Here is a 24,174-nt window from a genome sequence, read left to right on the forward strand (position 1 = left end):
GTCACTGCGGCCCGCCCCACCCGCGTCACCCGTGCCGCCAGACGCCGCGGGCAAGGCGACGCCGTCGTCGGCGCGCGCTTTGGCAGCGGACGGCCCGGTGGTCGTGCGTCTGGGCGCCGGCGAGAGCAATTCGGGGTGGGCGAGGGCGGCTGCCGGCGCGGCGTCGCAGGCAGCGGCCGACGCGAAGCTCGCACGTGCGAGCGATGCGTCGCGCAGCGACATGCCGACGTCGCTGCTCGATCGGTTCGGCCACTCACAGTAAGGCAAGTCGCGCGAAGACGCTCGTGCGCGGGCGCCCCCCGCCACGCATGGCGGCGCGCCTCAGGCAGGCTCACGCAACAGGAGGGAGACGGAATGATGGCAGTCCGGAAGTTCACAGCAAAGGCGGGCATGCGCACGCACGCGGCCGGACGCCGGCACGCCGCCGCGTTCATCGCCCTCGCCAGGCTCGCCAGGTTCGGCGCCATGTTCGCCGCGTTCACCGTGTCCGCTGTATGGGCAGGTAGCGCTGTCGCGCAAATCAGCGCGCCGATCACGGGGACGATGGGCAGCGCCAGTGCCGCGGCCGACGCGAACGCGCGCACCGTCGCGCCGCCGGCGCAATCGGCGCAATCGGCGCAATCCGCGCAAGTGGCCGGCGATGTGGCTGGCGATGTGGCCGGCGATGTGGCCGCCGGTGCGGCGCAGCCGCGGGTCGTCCAGGCCTCGCAGGCGGGGCAGCCAGGGCAGGCGGCACCGGCTGCCAGGGTGCCGGCCAACGTCGTGCGCCGCACCACGCCGCTGCGGGTCGGCGAACATGCGTCCGACGGCATGCTCGGTGATGAAACCGAGGCGTTGCTGGCGCTCCAGGCGAGCAACCTCGCGGCAGGCCCGGGGCTGCCGATGCTGGGCGCCACCGCGTCGCGCGCATACAAGCGCTATCTGGACAGCTTCACCTACGCGATTCCGCAGTTCTATCCGACGATGGTGCAAACCGAGAGCGGGGTGGGCAACAACAGTGGCAGTGGCGGAGCCGCACCGGCGGCGGCGGGGGCTGGCGCCAGCCAGTGACGTGACATGACTGCGCGTGCGCGTGTGCGCCATTTCGTTCGTGTTCCACCCGGCGTGCGGCAGCGCGGCTCGGTGCCGATCGTGGCCTTCGCCTTCGTGATCGTCGCGCTGGTTCTCGCGTTCGCGATCGACGCCGGGTATGCGTTCATGAAGCGGCGCGACCTGCAGCGCGCCGCGGACATGGCGGCGCTCGCCGGTGCGCAGACGCTGCCGGGCTGTGCGAACGCCACGTCGTATGCCGCCGTGGCGCAGGCCAACGTGACGTCGAATATGGGCAGCAACGTGAGCGGATTGCAGGTCACGTCGGCGTGCGGCATCTGGACCTCGCCCGCGGCGAACGCCACGGGCCCCGGAACGTTCGCCGCGGTGAGCTCGGGCAATGCCGCGAGCGGCAACGCGGTGCAGGTCACGCTCTCGCTCACGGTACCGTCGTTCTTCCAGCTCACAGGCAATCGCACGATCACGGCCACGGCCATCGCCCGCAAGGCGCCGGCGGTGGTGACGTTTACGGTCGACTCGGGCCTGCTCGCCCTCAACACGAGCAACTCGGTCCTCGCACCGCTGCTCAACACCATCGGGATATCGCCGTCGCTCTATGTGGGCGCGGCGCAGCAACTCGTAGGCGTCAATGTCACGCCGAAAGGCATTCTGCAGGCGCTGGGCGTACCGATCACGGGCGACGTGTCGGTGGCTTCGCTCACGGGCGTGGCCGCGGTGAGGAATCTCACGGTGGGCTCGTTGCTCAGCGCGACGAATACGGCGCTCGCGACGCAAAACGGTGCGCTCTCGGCGTCGGTCACCGCGATGAACAACCTCATCAGCGTATTCGCCGGCAGCCCGGTGCTGAATCTGCCGATCAATCTGCTCAGCACGGCCACCACGCCCGGGATCATCGCGAATATCGACGCGGCGGGCGTCAGCGCCGCGAACGCGCTCACGGCGAACATCGGTGTCGCGGACCTGATCACTGCCGCCATCATCGGTGCGAACGGCACCAACGCGATCTCGATCAGCGCACCCGTCAATACGCTCGGGCTGTCGGTCTATGCACGGGTGGTCGCGCCGCCGCAGGTGGGCGTCGGCGGCGTCGGCGCGACGGCCACGTCGGCGCAGCTGCGTCTTTTCGTGAGCGTCAATCCCGGCGCGACCGGGCCGGTCTCGTTGCTTGGCGGACTGCTGAGCGGTCTCAATACGACGCTGAACCTGCCGCTCGTGCTCGAACTGGCGCAGTCGAGCGCCACGGTAACGGCCCTGCAATGCGGGGCGACGCCAGCGGCGACGCTACAGGTGAATTCCGGGCTGGTGAACGTGTGCGTGGGCGGTACGGCCAGCGGCGTGAACATGGCGACCAATACGGCGAGCTGCACGACGCTCATGACGCAGCGCACGACGGTGGCGAGGCTGCTCGGCCTGATCGACGTGAACGCCAACGTCAATCTGTCGCTCGCCTCCAGCGCACCGGCGCCGATCACGTTCAGCGGTCCGTTTCCGCAGAGCGTCGGACCGATCGGAACGAGCGTGAATCTGGGTTCGATCGTCGGCGGCCTGCTGGCCGGTCTGTCGCTGGACGTGAGTGCGTCGGCGAGCGCCAGCACAGGCGCGCTCGGCACCGGACTCGTGAACAACGTGCCGGCCGCGGCGGCCGGCGCGACGATCTCGACGGTCAACGCGTTTCTCAGTTCGGCCGCATCGGGACTGAAGACGACGACCAATGCACTGGGCAGCACGCTGGGCGGTGTCCTGACGTTGAACCTGCCGCAGGTCGTGGGCGGCGTCGGCGGGCTGGTAACGGGGCTCGTCAACACGCTGGGCGGCATCGTGAACGGCTTGCTCGGCGGCCTCTCGGACCTCGTTTGCAATCTCGGCGGGAGTGCTGCAAATGCATGTCGTATCAACGCCGTATCGAATTCGATCGGCACGAGCGACATATCGCCCGTGCTCGGCAGCATTCTCTATACGTTGCTCAACCCGCTGCTCACGCCGTTGAGCACGCTGCTCAACACGCTTCTCACGTCGCTCGGCATCCAGCTGGGCATGACGACGGTAACGGTGGACAGCATCAACTGCCAGAACGGCCTCGTGCAACTGGTGTATTAGCGGCGAAGTGGGGAAGCGCAGATATGCGGATGTGCGGATGTGCGAAGCGATGGACCCGACCGAGACGGCCAGGCGTGCGGACGTCCCCCGGGGCGGCCGCACCGGATTTCATCATGACGGATGCCCGTGGTGTCCGGCGACCAGCGGAACAGCATGAAAAGCAAGCCAATACGTGAAGATCTCGACGTGTACGTGTGGGAAGGCAAGTCGGATATTGCCGAGCGCGTCGCGCACTGTCTCGCGAGCTTCGACATGGAGGTCATTCGTGCCGACGGCATGGATCTGTCGCGCGGGCGCACGAAGGCGAGGCCGTCTATCGCCGTGGTGAGCGTGTCGGTGATCGAGGGCGCTTCCACCAACGCGAATGAGTGGCAACTGGGCCATGGCATGCCCGTCATCTGGGTGGCGACTTCCCCGCGCGAGAACGATCCGCGGGTCTATCCGCCGGAATACAGCAACATCCTCACGCTCGACTTCACCGGCGCCGAACTGCGCACGCTCATCTTCAAGCTCGCGGGCGCCATCGCCGAGGCGGACAAGGCGCCGGCGCCGAGCGATCCGCTCGTCGCGCAATCGAGCGCCATGCTCGCGCTGCTCGCCGAAGTCGACGCGTTCGCCGACTGCGATTCGAACGTGCTGATTCACGGCGAGACGGGCGTCGGCAAGGAACGCATTGCACGGCTGCTGCACGACAAGCACAGCCACTACGGTCAGGGGCCGTTCGTGGCGGTGAACTGCGGCGCGATTCCCGACGGGCTCTTCGAGTCGCACTTCTTCGGCCATGCCAAAGGGGCGTTCACAGGGGCGCTCTACTCGCACAAGGGCTATTTCGAGCAGGCCAACGACGGCACGCTGTTCCTCGACGAAATCGGCGATCTGCCGCTGTATCAGCAGGTCAAGCTGCTGCGCGTGCTGGAGGACAGCGCGGTGACGCGTCTGGGCTCGGCGCAGCCCGTCAAGCTCGACTTCCGACTGGTCGCGGCGACCAACAAGAACCTCAAGGCGATGGTGCGCGAAGAGTTGTTCCGTGCGGACCTGTTCTATCGCCTTGCCGTGATCGAGCTGCGCATTCCCAGCCTGGAAGAGCGCGGCCCCGTCGACAAGCTGGCGGTCTTCACGGCGTATCTCGGCAAGGTCGTGGGCGACGGCGAGATCGGCGCGCAAGTGCCGCCGTGGTTGCGCGAGCTGGTCGAGGTCGGGGTGTTTCCGGGCAACGTCCGGGAAATGCGTAACATCGCCGAGCGCGTGGGTATCATCTATCGCCAGTTGGGGGCGTGGGACGAGCGGCGCATTCGCCCGATCTTCGAGGCGCTCTCACCGGCGCCCGCCGCACGCGGCGACGACGTGGCGCGCGGCGGCGCACTGGTCGACCGCGCTCGCTGGGACGCGGCCGAGCGCGCCCGCATCGTCGCCGCGCTCGACGCCAACGGCTGGCGCCGTCAGGACACGGCCAACGCGCTGGGCATCAGCCGCAAGGTCCTGTGGGAGAAAATGCGCAAATACCAGATTCTCGGCAACGACTCGGAACTGGCCAACGAGTACGAGGCTTGAGACGCCGGGGCCCGTCCCGGCACTCCCCATCCTGCGTGGGACAGACCTCGAAACGCCGTCGTATGACGGGATTTTTCCGACAAGCGAGTTCGCCCGTGCGGAACCCGGCGCCCCCTGGAGTTGCGCGGTGTCAACAGATGAAATGGGGCGGCCACAATTGCGCATTCCCCGCTTGGAAGAGCGCCTGTCAATGGATAGAATTGTCGGCTATTGCGGGCATGCGGTTATCATTCCACAAATACGCAGGTCTCAGATCCTCGGGACGGAGTCCGGGGTGGCGAATGAATGCGACGAACAAGGGCCTGAAACGGCTCGGTCGATAACAGGAAAACAGATCAGATGAAAATCAGTGATTGCCGGGGGCGGTTTTGGTTGGGCGTGGGGGTGGCATGCCTGGCTGCCTGGGGGACGTCAGCAGGCGCAGCTGAAGCCGTCAAGGATGTGACCGGTGCGGCGCCCGCCCAGCTCGCGGCTCCGGCAGTGTCCGCAACGGCTGGGGCGCAGCCTGCCGCATCGGGGACGATCCAGGAACTGCGCGATCGCATCCAGAACAAGGAAGTCACCGAACTCCGTACCACGTACAACGGCCGCTACGGCGCGAGCCTGCTGTTCTATCCCCAGACGATGGGTTATTACGTGGCCCTGTTCCACGAAGGCCAGTTCTGGCGCGTGGTCAAGCTCAACAACGAGAAGAAGGCCGAGGCGCTCTACGGCGACTTCGTGCGCCAGACGCAGGTACTCGCCGACGTCGAGATCCGCCGCATCAAGCTCGAAGCACAGAAGGCGTTGATGGAGCGCCAGCTCGCCGAGAGCGAAGCGCGCCTGAACGCGGTGCAGAACGATCTCGCGATCCAGCGTCAGCAGGAGCAGGCCCTGGCACAGAACCAGCAGGCCATTCGCGAACAGGCCTCGGCGCTCGAGACGGAACGCACGGCAGCCCGCATCCGCCTGACCGACCTGCAAGGCCAGATCCGCTCGCTCGAAGCCGAGCAGAACAGCGCCGACTCCGATCTCGTGCGCTCGGTCAAGAACGCCAGCGGCCGCAAGCCGGTCCGCCGCCGTTGAACGACGGGGCTACTCAGGGCCCCGGATGTACAAAAAGCCGCCTCCGGGCGGCTTTTTTCGTTGCGGCATGGCCGACCGCGGCCCGGCGGGGTGCCGCGCTACACCCAATCGGCAAGCCTGTCGACAGGCAGTCCGTCATGGCCGGGATATGTCGCGCATTTGCAACTTGCAAACGGGCGTCCACAAGCCCGGAGCCCGGCGGCATAACATCGGTGAAACCCTTGCCCCATCGCACTGGTCACGGCGTGCGGCTCGAATTATCCTAGCGAAGCCCGTCATGCAGGACGCCCGGCACTCAGGACCTGCCCGGACTGGCGAGGGAACCGGCGCCCAGTTAGAATAGCGGCCATTTTGTGCAGCGCAATATTGCGATTACCCAAACCTTATGACGCAAAACATTCGACACGGGCAGCGCCGTCAGGCTTTGCCCGCGCTCATGGTGTCGGCCATCGGCGTGGTCTTCGGCGATATCGGTACCAGCCCGCTCTATGCGCTCAAGGAATGTTTCGATCCGCAGCACGGCATTCCGTTTAACCAACAGGCCGTGTTCGGCATCATCTCGCTGCTGTTCTGGGCCTTGGTGGTCGTCGTTTCCCTGAAGTACGTGCTGTTCGTGATGCGAGCGGACAACCGAGGCGAAGGCGGCGTGCTCGCCCTCATGGCGCTGAGCCTGCGCAGCGTGCGCGGCGGCGGCCGATGGGCGTCGGTGCTCATGATGCTCGGCATGTTCGGCGCGTGCATGTTCTACGGCGACGCCGTCATCACACCCGCCATTTCCGTGATGTCGGCGGTCGAAGGCCTGGAGATCGCCGCACCGTCGCTCTCGCGCTTCGTCCTGCCGATCACGATCGTCATTCTGATCGTCCTGTTCTCGATGCAGAAGTCCGGCACGGCCAAGGTCGGCCGCCTGTTCGGACCGGTGATGGTGACGTGGTTCCTGATCCTCGGCGTGCTCGGCCTCTACAACATCGTGGCGGCGCCGGAGATCATCAAGGCGATCAATCCTTACTACGGCATTCACTTCATCCGCACGCACGCGCTGCAGGCGTATATCGTGCTCGGTTCCGTGTTCCTCGTGCTCACCGGCGCCGAAGCGCTCTACGCGGACATGGGTCACTTCGGCATCCGGCCGATTCGCTTCGCGTGGTCGTTTCTCGTCTTCCCGGCGCTGGCGCTGAACTACTTCGGCCAGGGTGCCTTGCTGCTGTCCGACCCGAAGGCCATCGAGAACCCGTTCTTCCTGCTGGCCCCGGACTGGGCGCTCCTGCCGCTCGTGATCGTGGCGACCGCGGCCACGGTCATCGCCTCGCAGGCGGTGATCTCGGGGGCGTTCTCCCTCACGAGCCAGGCGATTCAGCTCGGCTACGTGCCGCGCATGAAGATTCTGCACACGTCCGATCGTGAAATCGGCCAGATCTACATGCCGGTGATCAACTGGTCGCTGCTGCTCGTCATCATCTGGATCGTGCTGGCGTTCAAGTCCTCGAGCAACCTGGCGGCGGCATACGGTATCGCCGTGACGACGACGATGGTCATCACGACGATTCTCGCGTGCGTAGTCATGGTCAAGGTGTGGAACTGGAACAAGTTGCTCGTGGCGCTGATTATCACGGGCTTTCTGGTGGTCGACTTCGCGTTCTTCGGCGCCAACCTGATCAAGGTGGAAGAGGGCGGCGGGCTGCCGCTCGCGCTGGGCGCATTCCTGTTCTTCATGTTGATGACGTGGCACAAGGGCCGTCAACTGCTGCGTGAGCGCACGGCCGCCGACGGTATTCCGCTCGGGCCCTTCCTGCAGGGGCTGCTCGCGCATCCGCCACATCGCGTGGCCGGCACGGCGATCTATCTGACCGGCGGCAACACGCTCGTGCCGGTGAGCCTGCTGCACAACCTCAAGCACAACCGTATCCTGCACGAGCGCACGATTTTCCTTACCTTCCGCACGGTGGACGTGCCCTACGTGGAGGACGCCACGCGCATCGAGGTCAAGGACCACACCGGCGGCCTTTACAGCGTGGTGGCGACCTTCGGCTTTAACGAGACGCCCGATGTGAAGGAGGTGCTGCATCTGCTCGAGGAGAAGACGGACATGCATTTCGAGCTGATGGACACGTCGTTCTTCCTCGCGCGCGAGACCGTGGTGCCGACGAAGCTGCCGGGAATGTCGATCTGGCGCGAGCGTCTGTTCGCGTGGATGCATCAGAACGCGGCCAAGCCCACCGACTTCTTCAGCATTCCGGCGAACCGCGTCGTGGAGTTGGGCACGAAGATCGAAATCTGAGGCAGCGTGCGCGGTGCGGAGGCGACATGCCGCGCCGGTCTCGCATTGCCGTCGCGCGCGCCATCTCAGGCGTCGTCCCACGAAAAAAGCCCGCTCGATGGAGCGGGCTTTTTCATTGCGACACGTCGTTCGCCCTCGCACGGACGCCACCTTCGCGCCGAGGGTGACATCGCGCGCGAGTTCAACGCTTGAGCTTGGCGAAGGCGGCGGCCATGGCGCTGACCGTCTCCGGCTCGCGTTGGCGGGGTGCGCCGCCGCCACGCTGCGCACCGCCGCCGTGGCGCTGGGCGCCACTGTTGCCAGCGCGCTCGCCAGCACCGGCGGCCGGAAGGTCGTCGTTCAGACGCATGGTGAGCGAGATGCGCTGACGGCGGGGGTCGACTTCGAGCACCTTGACCTTCACGATGTCGCCGGCCTTCACGACTTCGTGCGGGTCCTTGATGAACTTCGTCGACATGGCGGACACGTGGACCAGGCCGTCCTGATGCACGCCGATGTCGATGAACGCGCCGAATGCGGCCACGTTCGTCACCACGCCTTCGAGCTGCATGCCCGGCTTCAGGTCGGTCAGCTTCTCCACGCCCTCCTGGAACGTCGCGGTCTTGAACTCGGGACGCGGATCGCGGCCCGGCTTCTCGAGCTCGGTCAGGATGTCCTTGATGGTCGGCAAGCCGAAACGCTCGTCGACAAATTCGTTCGCCGACAGGCTGCGCACCACCGGGCCGTTGCCCATCACGTCACCGATGGACTTCTTGATCTTGGCGAGAATGCGCTCGACGACCGGATAGGCTTCCGGGTGCACCGACGAGCGATCGAGCGGGTTGTCGCCGCCATTCACGCGCAGGAAGCCGGCAGCCTGCTCGAAGGTCTTGTCGCCAAGACGCGGCACCTTCTTGAGCGCCTCGCGGTTGGGGAACGGGCCGTTGCTGTCGCGAAAGTCCACGATGTTCTTCGCGAGCGTGCTGTTCAGGCCCGACACGCGCGCGAGCAGCGGGACCGACGCGGTGTTCACGTCCACGCCCACCGCGTTCACGCAGTCCTCGACCACGGCGTCGAGCATGCGCGCCAGCTCCCGCTGGTTCACGTCGTGCTGGTACTGGCCGACGCCGATGGCCTTCGGCTCGATCTTGACCAGCTCGGCGAGCGGGTCCTGCAGGCGCCGAGCGATCGATACGGCGCCGCGCAGCGAGACGTCGAGTTCCGGGAATTCCTTGGCGGCGAATTCGGAGGCCGAATACACCGAGGCGCCGGCTTCCGAGACCACGATCTTCTGCAGCTTGAGTTCGGGGTGGCGCTTGATGAGCTCGAGCGCGAGCTTGTCCGTCTCGCGCGACGCCGTGCCGTTGCCGATGCTCACGAGCTGCGCGCCCGTGGCGGCCGCGATTTTGGCCAGGCGTGAAATCGAACCTTCCCAGTCGCGGCGCGGTTCGTGCGGGTAGATGGTGTCGGTGCCGAGCAGCTTGCCGGTGGCATCGACGACGGCGACCTTCACGCCGGTGCGCAGGCCCGGGTCGAGGCCGATCACGCCCTTCGGGCCGGCCGGTGCGGCCAGCAGCAGCGCCTTGAGGTTGCGCGCGAACACGCGAATCGCTTCGTTCTCGGCGCGCTCGCGCAGTTGCGTGAGCAGCTCGGACTCGAGATGCGGCTGCACCTTCACGCGCCAGCACCAGCGGCACACGTCGGCCAGCCACTTGTCGGCGGCGCGGTTTTGCTGACGAATGCCGAAGTGCCCGGCAATCAGGCCTTCGCACGGGTGCGGCACCTGGGCGTCGAGCTCTTCGCCGAGGCCGAGTTTGACCATCAGGATGCCGAGATTGCGGCCGCGGAAGAGGGCGAGCGCGCGATGCGACGGGACGGCCGAGATCGGCTCGTCATAGTCGTAGTAGTCGCGGAATTTCTCGCCTTCCTCGTTTTCCTTGCCTTCGATGACTTTCGAGGACACCACGCCCTGAGTCCACAGGTAGTCGCGCAGCTTGCCGAGCAGTTCGGCCGTCTCGCCAAATTGCTCCGACAGGATGTCGCGCGCGCCGTCGAGCGCAGCCTTGACGTCGGCTACGCCTTTGCCGGCGTCGACGAACCTGGCGGCTTCGGTTTGCGGATCGAGCGTCGGGTCGGCGAGCAGCGCCTGCGCGAGCGGCTCGAGGCCGGCCTCACGGGCGATCTGCGCACGCGTGCGGCGCTTCGGCTTGTACGGCAGATAAAGGTCTTCGAGCGTCTGCTTCGTGTCGGCCGCCTCGATGGCGGTGCGCAGTTCGTCGGTGAGCTTGCCCTGTTCGTCGATGCTCGCGAGGATCGCGGCGCGGCGATCTTCCAACTCGCGCAGATAAAGCAGGCGTTCTTCCAGCGTGCGCAATTGGGTGTCGTCGAGGTTGCCCGTCACTTCCTTGCGGTAGCGTGCGATGAATGGCACGGTGGCGCCTTCATCGAGCAATTGCACGGCGGCAGCGACCTGACGCGGCTGCACGCTAAGTTCGGCAGCGATGCGTTGAACGATCTGAAGAGCTACGTTTTGCGTCATGAGTGTTGCGAATTACCCAAGTGCCAGGAGCGGGGCATTTTGCCATAAACGGCGGACGCGTCCGGGCGGGCAATGCTAAAATTTGACATCACTCTGCTCAACCTCATGATTTCCTTCGCAAAATTGTTTTCGCGCCGCCATGTTGGCGTGTCGCTCACCGCATTTGCCGCGCTCGGCAGCGTGGCAGCGGTCAGTGTCTGGCCCGGCGTATTGCTCGCGCAGGGATTGTCGGCCACCGAGGCCGCCGGGCGCACGACCGAACAACTGCGCGTGCCGCAGGTGCCGTTCGATGCCACCGCCGATCGCATACCGTCGCCCGCAAGCGCGGCGTCGGCCGCGGCCGCGGCAGCGGCCGAGGACGACGACACGCCGGTGGCATACGACGATCAGCTCGATCTGCATCCCGCACAGGACGACTTCGCCGGCCGTCGCGCCTTGCTCGAGCGTCAGCGCGCATGGGTGGATTACCGGTTCGAGGAAGCGAAGTACGAATGCGCGTCGAAGTTCTTCGTGAACTACTGCATCGACAAGGCGCGCGACGCGCAGCGCGAGGCCCTCAAGGCCATTCGCAGCCAGCGTCTTGTGCTCGAGGATCAGGAGCGCAAGGCGCGTGCGCAGGAGCGCGAGCAACGTCTGGCCGAAAAGCGGGCGCAGACGGCAGCCGAGGCGCCGCAACGCGCTGCCGAGCGTGCGCAGAACGTGGCGGACTACGAAGCCAAGCAAGCCGAATACCAGCAGCGCGTGACCGAGCGCACGGGCCAGGCCCCGCAACGCGCGGCCAACGTCGAGCAGTACAATGCCAAGCAGGCCGAGCAGCAAAAGAAGCTCGAGGATGCCAAGGCATCGGCCGCGCAGAAGGCGGCCGAGCGCGAAGAGAACGTGCGCAAGTACAACCAGAAGCAGCAGGAAGCCATCGAGCGCAAGCAGAAGTCGGACCAACGCCGCAACGAGTCCCAGTCGGGCGGCTCGCCGGCCCAGAAGGCGCTGGAAGGGAAGTAAGCGAGTCGGACCGGCGGCGTTGCGCGCCGGTCAGATTCGCGGACGTGGCCCCGGCAAGGCTGGCGGGCCCGGTATCATTCGAGAGTCGCAGGAGAGTTGCCAGGATGCAGCACGATCTTCACTCCATTGGACGCCGCATCATCGAGTTGCAGATCGAGCATCGCGATCTCGACTACCTGATCGACAAGTTGCTGACGGAGCCGACATACGACGAACTGCAGGTCACGCGGCTCAAGAAGCGACGTCTGAAAATCAAGGACACCATCACCCTGTTGCAGGTGCAGCAGATGCCGGACCAGCCCGCCTGAGCGGGCGCCGCGCACAACGCCCGCGAGGCCCGGCCAAGCTGCCCGGCCTCGCGGCCCGCGATTGCGCGGTTTTCATTTTTCATCGCGGCGCGGCGAGTGCGCACCGTCCGGCGGTTCGAACCGTTCCGACGGATGCGCAAGCGTATCGCGCGCCGCCTTTGCTTTTTTTGCCGTTTTGATCGATTCCGCCGCCGCTGCCAGCGATTCCCCCGAGACCGGTTCCCCATCCGACGCCGCTACGTTCCACGGGCTCAAGCCGCTCGCCCCCAAGCGCGAGCGGGAGCTGCAGGCAATCTTCGGCGACGGGGGGATGCTCGCGCGCGCCATCGATGGCTACCGTTCGCGCGAGCCGCAAACCGAGATGGCTCGCGCCGTGGCCGCCGCCATGGACACGCACGACACGCTGATCGCCGAGGCGGGTACGGGCACGGGCAAGACCTACGCGTATCTCGTGCCGGCCATGCTGTGGGGTGGCAAGACGATCATCTCCACAGGCACCAAGCACTTGCAGGACCAGATCTTCGCGCGCGACATTCCCACGGTGCGCCGCGCGCTCGCGGTCCCCGTGACGGTGGCGATGCTCAAGGGCCGCGCGAATTACCTCTGTCACTACTATCTGGAGCGCGCCCAGCAGGAAGGGCGCTTCGCGTCGCGTCACGAAGCCGCGCAGTTGCGCGAGATCACGACCTTCGCGCAGATCACCAGGAGCGGCGACAAGGCGGAGCTCGCGTCCGTGCCCGAGAACGCGCCGATCTGGTCGCAGGTCACCTCCACGCGTGAGAACTGCCTGGGCCAGGACTGCCCGCGTTACAAGGACTGCTTCGTGATGCTCGCGCGCAAGGAGGCGCAACAGGCGGATATCGTCGTTGTGAACCATCACCTGTTCTTCGCGGACGTGATGCTGCGCGACACGGGCATGGCGGAGCTGCTGCCAAGCGCGAACACGGTGATTTTCGACGAAGCGCACCAGTTGCCGGAGACCGCGACGCTGTTCTTCGGCGAGACAGTGTCGAGCGCACAGATGCTCGAACTGGCGCGTGATTGTGTAGCCGAAGGGCTGATCCACGCGCGCGATGCCGCGGACTGGGTCAAGCTGGGCGCGAATCTCGAGCGCGCCGCACGCGACGTGCGCCTGACCTTCGGCCCTGACAACGCGCGCATGTCCGTGACGCAACTGCCGGAAAATCACGAGCTCTTCGACGCGCTCGAGGCGGTCGACGCCGCGCTGCAAGACATGATCGGGACGCTCACCCATCAGGCTGAACGCGCCGAAGCGCTGGGCGCGTGCCTGCGCCGCGCGCTGGACCTGCGCCAGCAGGTGGGGCGGTGGCAGACGGGCGAGAGCCCGCCGTTGCCCGGCGAGCCGCCATTGCCGCTGCTCGATCCGGACGCGCCGCGCGTGACCGACAGCAAGCGCGAGAGGGCCGCGAAGGCAGCGAAGGCCGCCGAGGCGCGCGAAGCCGAAGCGGCGCGCGCTGCGGTTGAGGCGGCGTCACGGGGCAGCGATCGGGGCAGCGATGGCGGCGATGGCGGCGATGGCGGCGATGGCGCCGGCAGCGGGCAGAAGGCCTATACGCCGCCCGAGAACGTGCGCTGGATCGAAGTGTTTTCGCAGACGGTGCAGTTGCATCAGACGCCACTGTCGATTGCGCCGATCTTCGCGAAGCAGCGTGCCGGTGCGCCGCGCGCCTGGATCTTTACGTCGGCTACGCTCTCGGTGAAGGGCAATTTCACGCACTACGCCGCGCAGCTGGGCCTCGACGCGCAGAAGTCCCTCACGCTGGCGAGCCCCTTCGATTATCAGAACCAGAGCTTGCTCTACGTGCCGCGCGGACTGCCGCAACCGTCAGCGCCGGGCTTCACCGACGCGGTGCTCGACGCCGCGCTGCCCGTGCTCGAAGTGAGCGGCGGCAGGGCCTTCGTGCTATGTACGACGCTGCGGGCGGTCGGGCGTGCCGCCGAGCGTTTGCGCGACGAATTCGAGCGTCGCGGCTGGGACTATCCGCTGCTCGTGCAGGGAGAGGCGAGCCGCACCGAACTGCTCGACCGTTTTCGCGCGTTGGGCAACGCGGTGCTGGTGGGGAGTCAGAGCTTCTGGGAAGGGGTGGACGTGCGCGGCGAGGCGCTGTCGCTGGTCATCATCGACAAGCTGCCGTTCGCGCCGCCCGACGACCCGGTGCTCGCAGCCCGGCTCGATGCACTCACAAAGAAGGGGCTCAGCCCGTTCGCCGTGCACCAGCTGCCGCAGGCGGTCATCACGCTCAAGCAGGGCGCCGGTCGCCTGATTCGTTCCGAGCGTGATCGCGGCGTGTTGATGATCTGCGATCCGCGTCTTGTCGACAAACCCTACGGGCGTCGGATCTGGCAGAGCCTGCCGCCGTTCAAGCGCACGCGCGAACTGCCGATCGTGCGCGGATTCTTCGACGAGATGGCCGCCGGGGGCGACGCAGGTCGATCCTGACGCGCGGCCGGCCGCGCGGGCGCCGGTCGCCTCTCGGGCGCCCAGAAACGAAAAGCCCCCGCACGGGCGGGGGCTTTTGTCATGCCGTCTTGCTCGGGAGCACCGGCAGCTTAACGCCAGATTTGCCACCACGACTTCTTGTCGCCGCTGGTGTCGATACGGCGACCCACCGTCAGATAGCCGCTGTTCGGATACGTCTGTTCCATCACGCGACGCGCGTCGTCGCGCAGTTCGGTCATGCCGAGTTTGTCGTAAGACTTGATCATGATGCCAAGCGCGTCTTCGAGCGCCGGCGCCTTGTCGTAGTCCTTGAGCGCGGTCTGGGCGCGGTTCACGGCGGCCAGGTAGGCGCCACGGCGATAGTAGTACTCGGCCGCGTGCACTTCGTGTGCGGCCATGGCGTTGACGGCGTAGCGCATGCGCAGGGCAGCGTCGTTTGCGTACTTGCTGTTCGGATAGTGCTCGACCAGATACTTGAAGCTGTCGTAAGCCGCACGCAGCGCCTTCGGATCGCGCTCGCTCAGATCCTGCCCCGAGAAGCGCCCGAAAAGACCGAGGTCGTCGTTGAAGTTGATCAGGCCCTTGAGGTAATAGGCGTAGTCGATCGAGGGGCTGTCCGGATGCAGGCGGATGAAGCGATCCACGGCCGTGAGCGCCTGCGCCGGCTCATTGTCCTTGTAGTAGGCGTAGGCCGTGTTGATCTGGGCCTGTTGCGCATGCGGGCCGAACGGGTCGCGCCCTTCGAGCAGTTCGTAGTACTTGGCGGCCTTCGTGTAGTCGCCGCTATCGAAGCTGTCCTTGGCTTCCGAGTATAATTTGTTCGTCGACCAGCTGGCCGTTTCGTCGACTTTCTCCGGCAGAATGCCGCAGGCGGCCACACCGCCGACCAGGATGGCGGCCAGCGTCAGATGTTTGACAAGTTTCAGGGCTTGCATGCTCGTTGGCTTCACTTCTCGATGACCCGTTCAATACTGCCGGATTATAGCGTAACCGCCTCATTAGCCACGGAAAATGCGGATGACTCGTCCGATGACGATTTCGATTCGCTTGCCGAGGCTTTCCCGGGTGCCGCGCACGGCATCGCCACCTCCACCGACGCCTCCACCGCCGCCCCCGCACCGGGCGGCCCGGCCCCGTCGTCCGACCAATCCGGCCAATCGATCGCGAATGTCCCGCTCAGCGCGACATTGCCCGACGCGGTGGCCGGCGAGCGCCTCGACAAGGCGCTGGCCCTCTGTTTTCCCGAATATTCCCGGAGTCGCCTGCAGGCGTGGGTCGAAGACGGACGCGTCGCGCTCGACGGTGTGACGGCCAAGGTGCGTCAGAAGGTCGCCGGCGGCGAGTCGGTCCTCATCATGCCGGCGGCGCTGCCCGAGCAACTCGCGTTTGCACCGGAGCCGGTGCCGCTCGACGCCGTCTACGAAGATGCCGCGCTGGTCGTCTTCAACAAGCCGCCCGGGCTGGTCGTGCATCCGGCGGCCGGCAACTGGTCCGGCACGCTGCTCAACGGGCTGCTCCATCGCTACGGACACGCCGCCGCCGATCTGCCGCGCGCCGGCATCGTGCATCGGCTGGACAAGGAGACGTCGGGGCTGATGGTGGTGGCGCGCACGCTCATCGCGCAAACCGACCTCGTGCGCCAGTTGCAGGCCCGCACCGTCAAGCGCCATTACGCGGCGCTGGTCTGGGGACGCCCGCCGCTGCGCACGATCGTAGACGCGCCGATCGGGCGCGACCCACGCGAGCGCACGCGCATGGCGGTCGTGCAGGGGCAGGGCGGCAAGCCCGCGCGCACGCGCGTGGCGACTGTCGCCAGCGGGGAATGGGAAGGCTCCCCGGTGTCGCTCGTGCTGTGTTCGCTCGACACGGGGCGCACGCACCAGATTCGCGTCCATCTCTCGCACCTCGGACATTCGCTGCTCGGCGATCCCCTGTACAAGCCGCGTCACAAGCGACCGGCGCTGCCGGGCGACTTTGCGCGCCAGGCCCTGCACGCGTGGCGTCTGGGGTTGCTCCATCCCGACGACGGACGGGCAATGCACTGGCAGGCGGCGCTGCCCGGCGACATGCAAGACCTCATGGCCGCCATTGGCCTCGAATTCGATTTCTCAACGCTGCCCGACTCGCTCGATGACTTCTTCCCTGCCTGAGCCATTTTCTCCAGCCCCGATGCCCGCCGACTGGATCGTGCCCGACTGGCCGGCGCCGGCCAACGTCCGCGCGGTATTCACGACACGCGCCGGTGGGGTGAGCGAAGGGCCGCAGGCGACGTTCAACCTCGGTTACAAGGCCGACGATGACCCCGAGGCCGTGCGCGTGAACCGCGAGCGGCTCCGGGCGTATACGGGCGTGCCGTCGGCGTGGGTCGCGCAGGTGCACGGTCCGCGCGTCGTGGACGCTCGGGACGCGCTCGCCGCCGCCGAGGCCGGCGAACCGCTGCAGGCCGACGCCAGCATCACGACCGCCGTGGGCCTGGCCAGCACCGTCATGGTGGCGGACTGCCTGCCGGTGCTGCTGTGCGACGCCGGGGGCCGCGCCGTCGCAGCGGCCCATGCCGGCTGGCGCGGACTGTGCGCGGGCGTGATCGAGCAGACCGTGCAGGCGTTGCGCGCCCGTTTGAAGGACGAGGCGGACGGCGCAGAGGCATCGGTCATCGCCTGGCTCGGGCCGTGCATCGGCCCGACGGCGTTCGAAGTCGGGCCGGAAGTGCGCGCGGCGTTTCTCGATGCGGCCACGCCCGAAGAGCGGGACGCGACGCGCGCGGCGTTCGTGGCGCGCGGCGCGCCGCAAGCGGACAAGTCGCTTGCGGACCTGTGTGCGTTGGCCCGCTTGCGGCTCGCGCGCGAGGGCGTGACGAACGTCTCGGGCGGGCAGTGGTGTACGGTTGGCGATCCGGCGCGGTTCTACTCCTATCGACGCGATCGCGTGACAGGGCGCATGGCCGCGCTCGTGTGGCGCGTGGCGTGAGGGGGGCGAGAGGGGCGAGAGGGGGCGAGAGGGGGCGAGAGGGGGCGAGAGGGGGCGGCGCGTGTCACTCGGACGCGTCCGACGTCGGTCCGGTCCCGGGGGCTGCGCCATGGAGGGCGGCATCAGCAGGCGCTGCGGCATCGCGTCGCAGCGCCTGGGCGCTACGGATGCGGCGAATGCGGCTTCCCGCAATGTATAGCCACAGCAGCGCGGGGGCGATGCCGCCGCCGGCGAAGATCAGCAGACCCAGCCAGACCGAGGGTGCGGTGATTGCCACCATCGCCATGACATACAGCCATCCGAGAATGACGATAAACATCGGGACAAACGCGCATTCAAAAAAGGAAGGGGTGACGGGACAATGCCCCCCGGGACGTAGCCGCAAGCATTGACAGGCCTGCGCACGCACGCAAGAATGCTCCACAGGCGGGGCGCATCGCTCGCAAAGCGAAGCCCGCCGCCGCGTTTCGGGCACTGGCCCGTGAACGCAACGGACGTGACACTCAGGCTATCATGAATCGCGCCAGTGCCAACTTCGATCCGGCTTCGTTTGCCGCCTCGTTCGCTCAGCAGTTCCCCTCCGCTTCGCTCTCCGCCCAGGACATGTCGCAGTGGTTCAAGGTCGCCCAACAGATGTTCGGCGCTTTGCCGGGGCTTGCCGCGCAGACCGGCTCCGCAGCCAGCGGCGCTTCGAGTGCTGCCAGCACCGCCAATCCCTTCACTGGTCTCTTCGATCTGTTCGGCAAGGCGGGCAGCCTTCCAAAACCCACGCCCGTGCACGTCGATCCCGCGCGCCTGAGTGCGCTGCAGGCGGACTACGCGCGTGAATTTTCCGAACTTGTCGCCAGCTTCAATCAGCCGGGACTCGACACGGCGCCCTCGCTTGGCGACCGCCGCTTCGCAGGCGAGGGCTGGCGCAACCCGTTCTATGCGCTGCCGGCCGCGCTATACCTGCTCAACGGCCGCTTCCTGATGCGCATGGCGGAACTGGTCGACGCCGACGCCAAGACGCGCGAGCGTATACGCTTCGCCGTCGAGCAATGGGTGGCGGCGAGCTCACCGGCGAACTTCATCGCGACCAATCCCGACGCGCAGCAGCGCCTCGTGCAGACGCACGGCGACAGCCTGCTCGCGGGCATGCAGCACCTGCTGGTCGACATGGGCAAAGGCAAGGTCTCGCAGACCGACGACGCGGCCTTCGAAGTCGGGCGCAACGTGGCGACCACCGAAGGCGCCGTGGTCTTCGAGAACGACCTGATTCAGCTCATCCAGTACAAGCCGCTGACGGCGACCGTCTATCAGCGTGCGCTGCTGATCGTGCCGCCTTGCATCAACAAGTACTACATCCTCGACCTGCAGCCCGAGAACTCGCTCGTGCGCTACGCGGTGGAGCAGGGACATACGGTGTTCGTCGTGTCGTGGCGGAACCCGGACGCGTCGCTCGCCCACAAGTCGTGGGACGACTACGTCGGCGAAGGGCCGATTGCCGCCATCGACGTCGTGCGCGAAATCAGCGGGCAGCCGCAGATCAACGCGCTCGGCTTCTGCGTGGGCGGTACGCTGCTGGCGGCGGCGCTTGCCGTATTCGCGGCGAGGGGACAGAAGGGGCGCAAGTCGCCGGTCGCCAGCGTGACGCTGCTCACCACGCTGCTCGATTTTTCCGATACCGGCGTGCTCGACGTATTCATCGACGAGGCACACGTGCAATTTCGCGAGCAGACCATCGGCGGCGGGCTGGGGCAGCCGCCGGGCCTCATGCGCGGCGTGGAACTGGCCAACACGTTCTCGTTCCTGCGCCCGAACGACCTGGTCTGGAATTACGTCGTCGACAGCTATCTGAAAGGCAATGCGCCGCAGCCGTTCGACCTGCTGTACTGGAACGGCGACGGCACCAACTTGCCGGGGCCGATGTTCTGCTGGTATCTGCGCCATCTCTATTTGCAGAACGAGCTGAAGCAACCTGGCCGCGTGCAGACCTGCGGCGTGCCGGTCGATCTGGGCGCCATCGACGCACCGGCCTACGTATTCGGCTCACGCGAGGACCACATCGTGCCGTGGACATCGGCGTTCCGCTCGCTGGCCCTGCTCGGCGGCGAGCGCCGGTTCGTGCTCGGCGCGTCGGGGCACATTGCCGGCGTGGTCAATCCGCCGGCGAAAAAGAAACGCAGCTATTGGCGCAACGACGACGTGGGCGTCGAGGCGAACGACTGGCTGGCCGGCGCGACGGAGCACCCGGGCAGCTGGTGGACCGACTGGAGCGAATGGCTGGCGGGCTATGCCGGCAAACGCGTCAAGGCGCCAAAAGCGTATGGTAATGTTGCTCATGCACCCATCGAACCGGCGCCCGGCCGCTACGTCAAGGCGAAGGCCTGAGCGGTAGCGGCAACGCGGGCATCCCCCCCGGTTCGACTCATTTGATTACGAGGAAAGAGACATGACGGATATCGTGATTGTGTCGGCTGCGCGCACCGCGGTCGGTAAGTTTGGCGGCTCGCTCGCGAAGGTGGCTGCGCCGGATCTGGGCGCCATCGTCATCGAGGAAGTGCTCAAGCGCGCCAGGCTCAAGGGCGAGGACGTGAGCGAAGTCATCATGGGCCAGGTGCTGACCGCGGGTTCGGGCCAGAACGTGGCGCGTCAGGCGTCGATCAAGGCCGGCCTGCCGTCGATGGTGCCCGCGATGACGATCAACAAGGTGTGCGGCTCCGGCCTGAAGGCCGTGATGCTCGCCGCCAACGCCATTACGGCCGGCGACGCCGACATCGTGGTCGCGGGCGGCCAGGAGAACATGAGCGCCGCGCCGCATGTGCTGCCGGGCTCGCGCGACGGTTTTCGCATGGGCGACGCCAAGCTCGTCGACAGCATGATCGTCGACGGCCTGTGGGACGTGTACAACCAGTACCACATGGGCATCACGGCGGAGAACGTCGCGAAGGAATACGGCATCACGCGCCAGATGCAGGACGAGTTCGCCGCGGCGTCGCAGAACAAGGCGGAAGCGGCGCAGAAGGCCGGCCGCTTCGACGACGAGATCGTGCCGGTGTCGATTCCGCAGCGCAAGGGCGACCCGGTCGTCTTCAAGACGGACGAGTTCGTGCGTCACGGTGTGACGGCCGAGTCGCTCGCGGGTCTGAAGCCGGCCTTCACGAAGGACGGCACGGTCACGGCCGCCAACGCCTCGGGCATCAACGACGGCGCGGCGGCGGTGGTGGTGATGTCGGCCCGGCGCGCCGAGCAGCTTGGGCTCACGCCGCTCGCGCGCATCGTCGCGTATGCAAACGCCGGCGTCGATCCGTCGGTGATGGGCATCGGCCCGGTGCCGGCTTCGCAGCGTTGCCTCGCGCGCGCCGGCTGGAAGGCGAGCGATCTGGACCTGATGGAAATCAACGAGGCGTTCGCGGCGCAGGCGCTGGCCGTCAACAAGCAGATGGGCTGGGATACGTCGAAGATCAACGTGAATGGCGGGGCGATCGCCATCGGTCACCCGATCGGCGCGTCGGGCTGCCGCATTCTCGTCACGCTGCTCCACGAGATGGCGCGCCGCGACGCGCGCCGCGGCCTCGCCTCGTTGTGCATTGGCGGCGGCATGGGGGTGGCGCTGGCGGTCGAGCGCGTCTGAGGCGCTTCGGGAACGCCGTCCATTCGTCCATAACGATTTGAATCGAAACGGCATCGGCCGCGCGTGCAAGGCGCGCGGCAGCATGCCGGGGCAGTCAGGAGACGAAAGGCGCGCGGGAACGCGCGGCTTGCGCGTCGGTCAATTGGCAGTCGCAACAGGCGGCACGCGGTGCCGTTATTTAGGGGGAAGCGTTCCATGACTCAACGCATTGCATACGTGACAGGCGGGATGGGCGGTATCGGTACGTCCATTTGCCAGCGGCTGTACAAGGATGGTTTCAAGGTCGTAGCGGGCTGCGGGCCGAACTCGCCGCGCCGGGTGAAGTGGCTCGAAGAGCAGAAGGCGCTCGGCTTCGACTTCGTGGCGTCCGAAGGCAACGTCGGCGACTGGGATTCGACCAAGGCGGCGTTCGACAAGGTGAAGGCCGAAGTCGGCGAGATCGACGTGCTGGTCAACAATGCCGGCATCACGCGCGACGTGGTGTTTCGCAAGATGACCCGCGAAGACTGGGACGCCGTGATCGACACCAATCTCACGAGCCTGTTCAACGTCACGAAGCAGGTGATCGACGGCATGTGCGAGCGCGGCTGGGGTCGCATCATCAACATCTCGTCGGTCAACGGCCAAAAGGGCCAGTTCGGTCAGACGAACTACTCGACGGCCAAGGCGGGCATTCACGGCTTCACGATGGCGCTGGCGCAGGAGGTGGCGACCAAGGGCGTGACGGTCAACACCGTGTCGCCGGGCTATATCGGCACGGACATGGTGCGCTCGATCCGCCAGGACGTGCTCGACAAGATCGTGGCGACGATCCCGGTCAAGCGTCTGGGCGAGCCGGGCGAGATCGCGTCGATCGTGGCGTGGCTGGCTTCGGACGACTCGGGCTTCTCGACGGGCGCGGATTTCTCGCTCAATGGCGGCCTGCACATGGGCTGAGCGGTGACGGGGCCGGCGCGGACCGAATTTCGCAGTCGCACCCCGTTGCGGGTTAGGGCTTTGCCGCATGGCAGCAAACGTCCTAGAATCGATAATATGTGACTAACCCCGACCGCCGGTCGGGGGAGTCCTTCATAAAAGCAGGAAACCCACCGCATGACCGCGAGCAAGAAGACTGACGAGCGCCTGATCAAAAAGTATCCGAACCGGCGTCTGTACGATACCCAGACCAGTACGTACATCACCCTTGCCGATGTGAAGCAATTGGTACTCGAGACCGAAGAGTTCAAGGTCGTCGATGCCAAGACGGGCGAGGACCTGACCCGCAGCATTCTGCTGCAGATCATTCTGGAAGAAGAAACGGGCGGTGTCCCGATGTTCTCGAGCGCCATGCTCGCCCAGATCATCCGCTTCTACGGCCACGCGCTGCAGGGCATGATGGGCACGTACCTCGAGAAGAACATCCAGACGTTCATCGAGATTCAGAACAAACTGGCCGATCAGTCGAAGGGCATCTACGAGGGCGCGGCCTTCAATCCGGACGTCTGGGCGCAGTTCATGAACATGCAGGCGCCGATGATGCAGGGCATGATGACCAACTACATCGAGCAGTCGAAGAACCTGTTCGTGCAGATGCAGGAGCAGATGCAGAGCCAGGCCAAGAACATGTTCAGCACGTTCCCTTTCCCTGGCGCCCCCGGCGCCCCCGGGACGGACCCGAACAAGAAGCCCTGAACGCCCGCCTTCCCCCGACAGGAACGTTGCGGTGTGACCGGGGCGCGCATCGCGACGAATGTTGGAACGCACCGCGGGCGAACAAGGTAAAATGCGCGGTTCGACCGTTACACGTATTCACTAGATCAGGATTCGCCCCATGTCCCGCCCATCGCCCGCCGGCACCCCCAAGGTCGGCTTCGTTTCGCTCGGCTGCCCGAAGGCCCTGGTCGATTCCGAGCAAATCCTGACCCAACTGCGCGCCGAAGGCTACGACATTGCCGGCACCTATGACGGCGCCGATCTCGTCGTGGTCAATACCTGCGGCTTTATCGACGACGCCGTTCAGGAAAGTCTCGACGCCATCGGCGAGGCACTCGCCGAAAACGGCAAGGTGATCGTCACGGGCTGTCTTGGCGCGAAGAAGGACGCCGCCGGCCAGGACATCGTGAGCGCAGTCCACCCGAAGGTGCTCGCCGTGACGGGCCCGCACGCCGTGGGCGAAGTGATGAGCGCCGTGCACACGCACTTGCCGAAGCCGCACGATCCGTTCACCGACCTCGTGCCGCCGGCCGGCATCAAGCTCACGCCGCGTCACTACGCATATCTCAAGATTTCCGAAGGCTGCAACCATCGCTGCACGTTCTGCATCATCCCGTCGATGCGCGGCGATCTCGACTCGCGCCCGGTGGCCGAGGTGATGCTCGAAGCCGAGAACCTGTTCAAGGCGGGCGTGAAGGAACTGCTCGTGATTTCGCAGGACACCAGTGCCTACGGCGTCGACGTGAAGTACCGCACCGGTTTCTGGGCGGGCCGCCCGCTCAAGACGCGCATGACGGAACTGGTCACGGCGCTCGGCGAGTTGGCCAGGCAGTATGGTGCGTGGGTGCGCCTGCACTACGTCTATCCGTATCCGCACGTCGACGAAATCATTCCGCTGATGGCCGAGGGCCACATCCTGCCGTATCTCGACGTGCCGCTGCAGCACGCGCACCCGGACGTGCTCAAGCGCATGAAGCGTCCCGCGTCGGGCGAAAAGAACCTCGAGCGTATTCAGGCGTGGCGCAGACTGTGCCCGGATCTGACGATTCGCAGCACGTTCATCGCTGGCTTCCCCGGCGAGACGGAAGCGGAATTCGAATATCTGCTGGACTTCCTGCGCGAAGCACAGCTCGATCGCGTGGGCTGCTTCGCCTACTCGCCGGTCGAAGGCGCGAAGGCCAACGAATTGCCGGGCGCGTTGCCCGACGAGGTTCGCGAGGCGCGCCGCGCGCGCTTCATGGAGGTGGCCGAAGCGATTTCGGCCGAGCGCCAGCAGCGCAAGGTCGGTCGGACGATCCAGGTGATCGTCGACGAAATCAATCAGGACGGCGGCATTGCCCGTTCGGCGGCAGACGCCCCCGAAATCGACGGTCTGGTCTACATCGAGCCGACGCCCAAGGCCGCGAAGCGCCTGAAGGTCGGCGAGTTCGTGAACGTGACGCTCACCGGCGCCGACGGCCACGACCTGTGGGGCGAAGTGGTCTGATGCACGCGGCGCGCGCGGTTGCCGCGCGCGCTCGCAAATCCTTGAGTCGCAATTTCCGAAGCTCAATCAGTTTCTCCAGCCCGTTC

18 protein-coding genes and 1 pseudogene are annotated in these 24,174 nt (G+C 66.3%); 16 read left to right on the forward strand and 3 right to left on the reverse strand.

Annotated elements, in window-relative coordinates:
- The 6 genes and pseudogenes from PNO31109_RS03055 to PNO31109_RS03080 form a co-directional block, all read left to right on the forward strand.
- Positions 1-262 (forward strand): annotated as a pseudogene (locus tag PNO31109_RS03055) (hypothetical protein); the annotation flags it as partial.
- Positions 263-354: 92 nt separating this feature from the next.
- Entirely contained in the window at positions 355-1,050 is a 696-nt protein-coding gene (locus PNO31109_RS03060; RefSeq protein WP_150554191.1) for a DUF3613 domain-containing protein, read from the forward strand.
- Between the two features lie 6 nt (positions 1,051-1,056).
- On the forward strand, positions 1,057-3,147 hold the full coding sequence (locus tag PNO31109_RS03065) for a pilus assembly protein TadG-related protein (RefSeq protein ID WP_150554192.1): 2,091 nt from the start codon (positions 1,057-1,059) through the stop codon (positions 3,145-3,147).
- A gap of 153 nt (positions 3,148-3,300) precedes the next feature.
- Positions 3,301-4,698 (forward strand): sigma 54-interacting transcriptional regulator, encoded by a 1,398-nt coding sequence (locus tag PNO31109_RS03070; RefSeq protein ID WP_150554193.1) that lies wholly within the window; start codon positions 3,301-3,303, stop codon positions 4,696-4,698.
- 339 nt (positions 4,699-5,037) lie between these two features.
- Positions 5,038-5,763: a DUF2968 domain-containing protein gene (locus PNO31109_RS03075; protein WP_150554194.1), complete on the forward strand. Its 726-nt coding sequence runs from the start codon at positions 5,038-5,040 to the stop codon at positions 5,761-5,763.
- Positions 5,764-6,148: 385 nt separating this feature from the next.
- Complete coding sequence (locus PNO31109_RS03080) at positions 6,149-8,041, forward strand: potassium transporter Kup (RefSeq protein WP_150554195.1); 1,893 nt, start codon at positions 6,149-6,151, stop codon at positions 8,039-8,041.
- Positions 8,042-8,222: 181 nt separating this feature from the next.
- Here the strand turns inward: PNO31109_RS03080 and PNO31109_RS03085 are convergent, their stop codons facing one another.
- Entirely contained in the window at positions 8,223-10,559 is a 2,337-nt protein-coding gene (locus PNO31109_RS03085) for a Tex family protein (RefSeq protein ID WP_150554196.1), read from the reverse strand.
- Between the two features lie 72 nt (positions 10,560-10,631).
- Here PNO31109_RS03085 and PNO31109_RS03090 point away from each other — a divergent pair, with 72 nt between their 5' ends.
- The 3 genes from PNO31109_RS03090 to yoaA all read left to right on the forward strand — a co-directional run bounded on the left by PNO31109_RS03090 (position 10,632) and on the right by yoaA (position 14,327).
- Positions 10,632-11,558 carry a hypothetical protein gene (locus tag PNO31109_RS03090; RefSeq protein ID WP_150554197.1) on the forward strand — a complete coding sequence of 309 codons (927 nt, stop codon included), beginning with the start codon at positions 10,632-10,634 and terminating at the stop codon, positions 11,556-11,558.
- Positions 11,559-11,662: 104 nt separating this feature from the next.
- A complete protein-coding gene (locus PNO31109_RS03095) occupies positions 11,663-11,866 on the forward strand; it encodes a YdcH family protein (protein WP_150554198.1) in 204 nt (67 codons plus the stop codon).
- A gap of 175 nt (positions 11,867-12,041) precedes the next feature.
- Positions 12,042-14,327 carry a DNA repair helicase YoaA gene (gene yoaA / locus PNO31109_RS03100; protein ID WP_241013929.1) on the forward strand — a complete coding sequence of 762 codons (2,286 nt, stop codon included), beginning with the start codon at positions 12,042-12,044 and terminating at the stop codon, positions 14,325-14,327.
- A 110-nt stretch (positions 14,328-14,437) separates the two neighbouring features.
- Here the strand turns inward: yoaA and PNO31109_RS03105 are convergent, their stop codons facing one another.
- Complete coding sequence (locus PNO31109_RS03105; protein ID WP_150554199.1) at positions 14,438-15,262, reverse strand: outer membrane protein assembly factor BamD; 825 nt, start codon at positions 15,260-15,262, stop codon at positions 14,438-14,440.
- Positions 15,263-15,283: 21 nt separating this feature from the next.
- Between PNO31109_RS03105 and PNO31109_RS03110 the strand changes: the two genes are divergently transcribed.
- The gene (locus PNO31109_RS03110) at positions 15,284-16,477 is read left to right on the forward strand and encodes an RluA family pseudouridine synthase (RefSeq protein ID WP_150554200.1); all 1,194 of its coding nucleotides are present in this window, start codon (positions 15,284-15,286) and stop codon (positions 16,475-16,477) included.
- The gene (gene pgeF, locus PNO31109_RS03115) at positions 16,458-17,294 is read left to right on the forward strand and encodes a peptidoglycan editing factor PgeF (RefSeq protein ID WP_370749710.1); all 837 of its coding nucleotides are present in this window, start codon (positions 16,458-16,460) and stop codon (positions 17,292-17,294) included. Before PNO31109_RS03110 ends, pgeF begins: the two co-directional genes overlap by 20 nt.
- A gap of 64 nt (positions 17,295-17,358) precedes the next feature.
- Here the strand turns inward: pgeF and PNO31109_RS03120 are convergent, their stop codons facing one another.
- Positions 17,359-17,613 carry a hypothetical protein gene (locus PNO31109_RS03120; RefSeq protein ID WP_174966256.1) on the reverse strand — a complete coding sequence of 85 codons (255 nt, stop codon included), beginning with the start codon at positions 17,611-17,613 and terminating at the stop codon, positions 17,359-17,361.
- A gap of 284 nt (positions 17,614-17,897) precedes the next feature.
- On the opposite strand from PNO31109_RS03120, the gene phaC reads away from it, so the two are divergent.
- The 5 genes from phaC (at position 17,898) to rimO (ending at position 24,088) form a co-directional block, all read left to right on the forward strand.
- A complete protein-coding gene (gene phaC, locus PNO31109_RS03125) occupies positions 17,898-19,667 on the forward strand; it encodes a class I poly(R)-hydroxyalkanoic acid synthase (protein ID WP_150554512.1) in 1,770 nt (589 codons plus the stop codon).
- Between the two features lie 61 nt (positions 19,668-19,728).
- A complete protein-coding gene (locus PNO31109_RS03130; RefSeq protein ID WP_150554201.1) occupies positions 19,729-20,910 on the forward strand; it encodes an acetyl-CoA C-acetyltransferase in 1,182 nt (393 codons plus the stop codon).
- Between the two features lie 195 nt (positions 20,911-21,105).
- On the forward strand, positions 21,106-21,846 hold the full coding sequence (locus PNO31109_RS03135; protein WP_150554202.1) for a 3-ketoacyl-ACP reductase: 741 nt from the start codon (positions 21,106-21,108) through the stop codon (positions 21,844-21,846).
- Between the two features lie 156 nt (positions 21,847-22,002).
- Entirely contained in the window at positions 22,003-22,581 is a 579-nt protein-coding gene (phaR, locus tag PNO31109_RS03140) for a polyhydroxyalkanoate synthesis repressor PhaR (protein ID WP_150554203.1), read from the forward strand.
- A 139-nt stretch (positions 22,582-22,720) separates the two neighbouring features.
- Positions 22,721-24,088 (forward strand): 30S ribosomal protein S12 methylthiotransferase RimO, encoded by a 1,368-nt coding sequence (rimO, locus tag PNO31109_RS03145; RefSeq protein ID WP_150554204.1) that lies wholly within the window; start codon positions 22,721-22,723, stop codon positions 24,086-24,088.
- Positions 24,089-24,174 lie beyond the last annotated feature (86 nt).

This window comes from Pandoraea nosoerga (genome assembly GCF_902459585.1).
GTDB classification, from domain to species: Bacteria; Pseudomonadota; Gammaproteobacteria; order Burkholderiales; family Burkholderiaceae; genus Pandoraea; species Pandoraea nosoerga.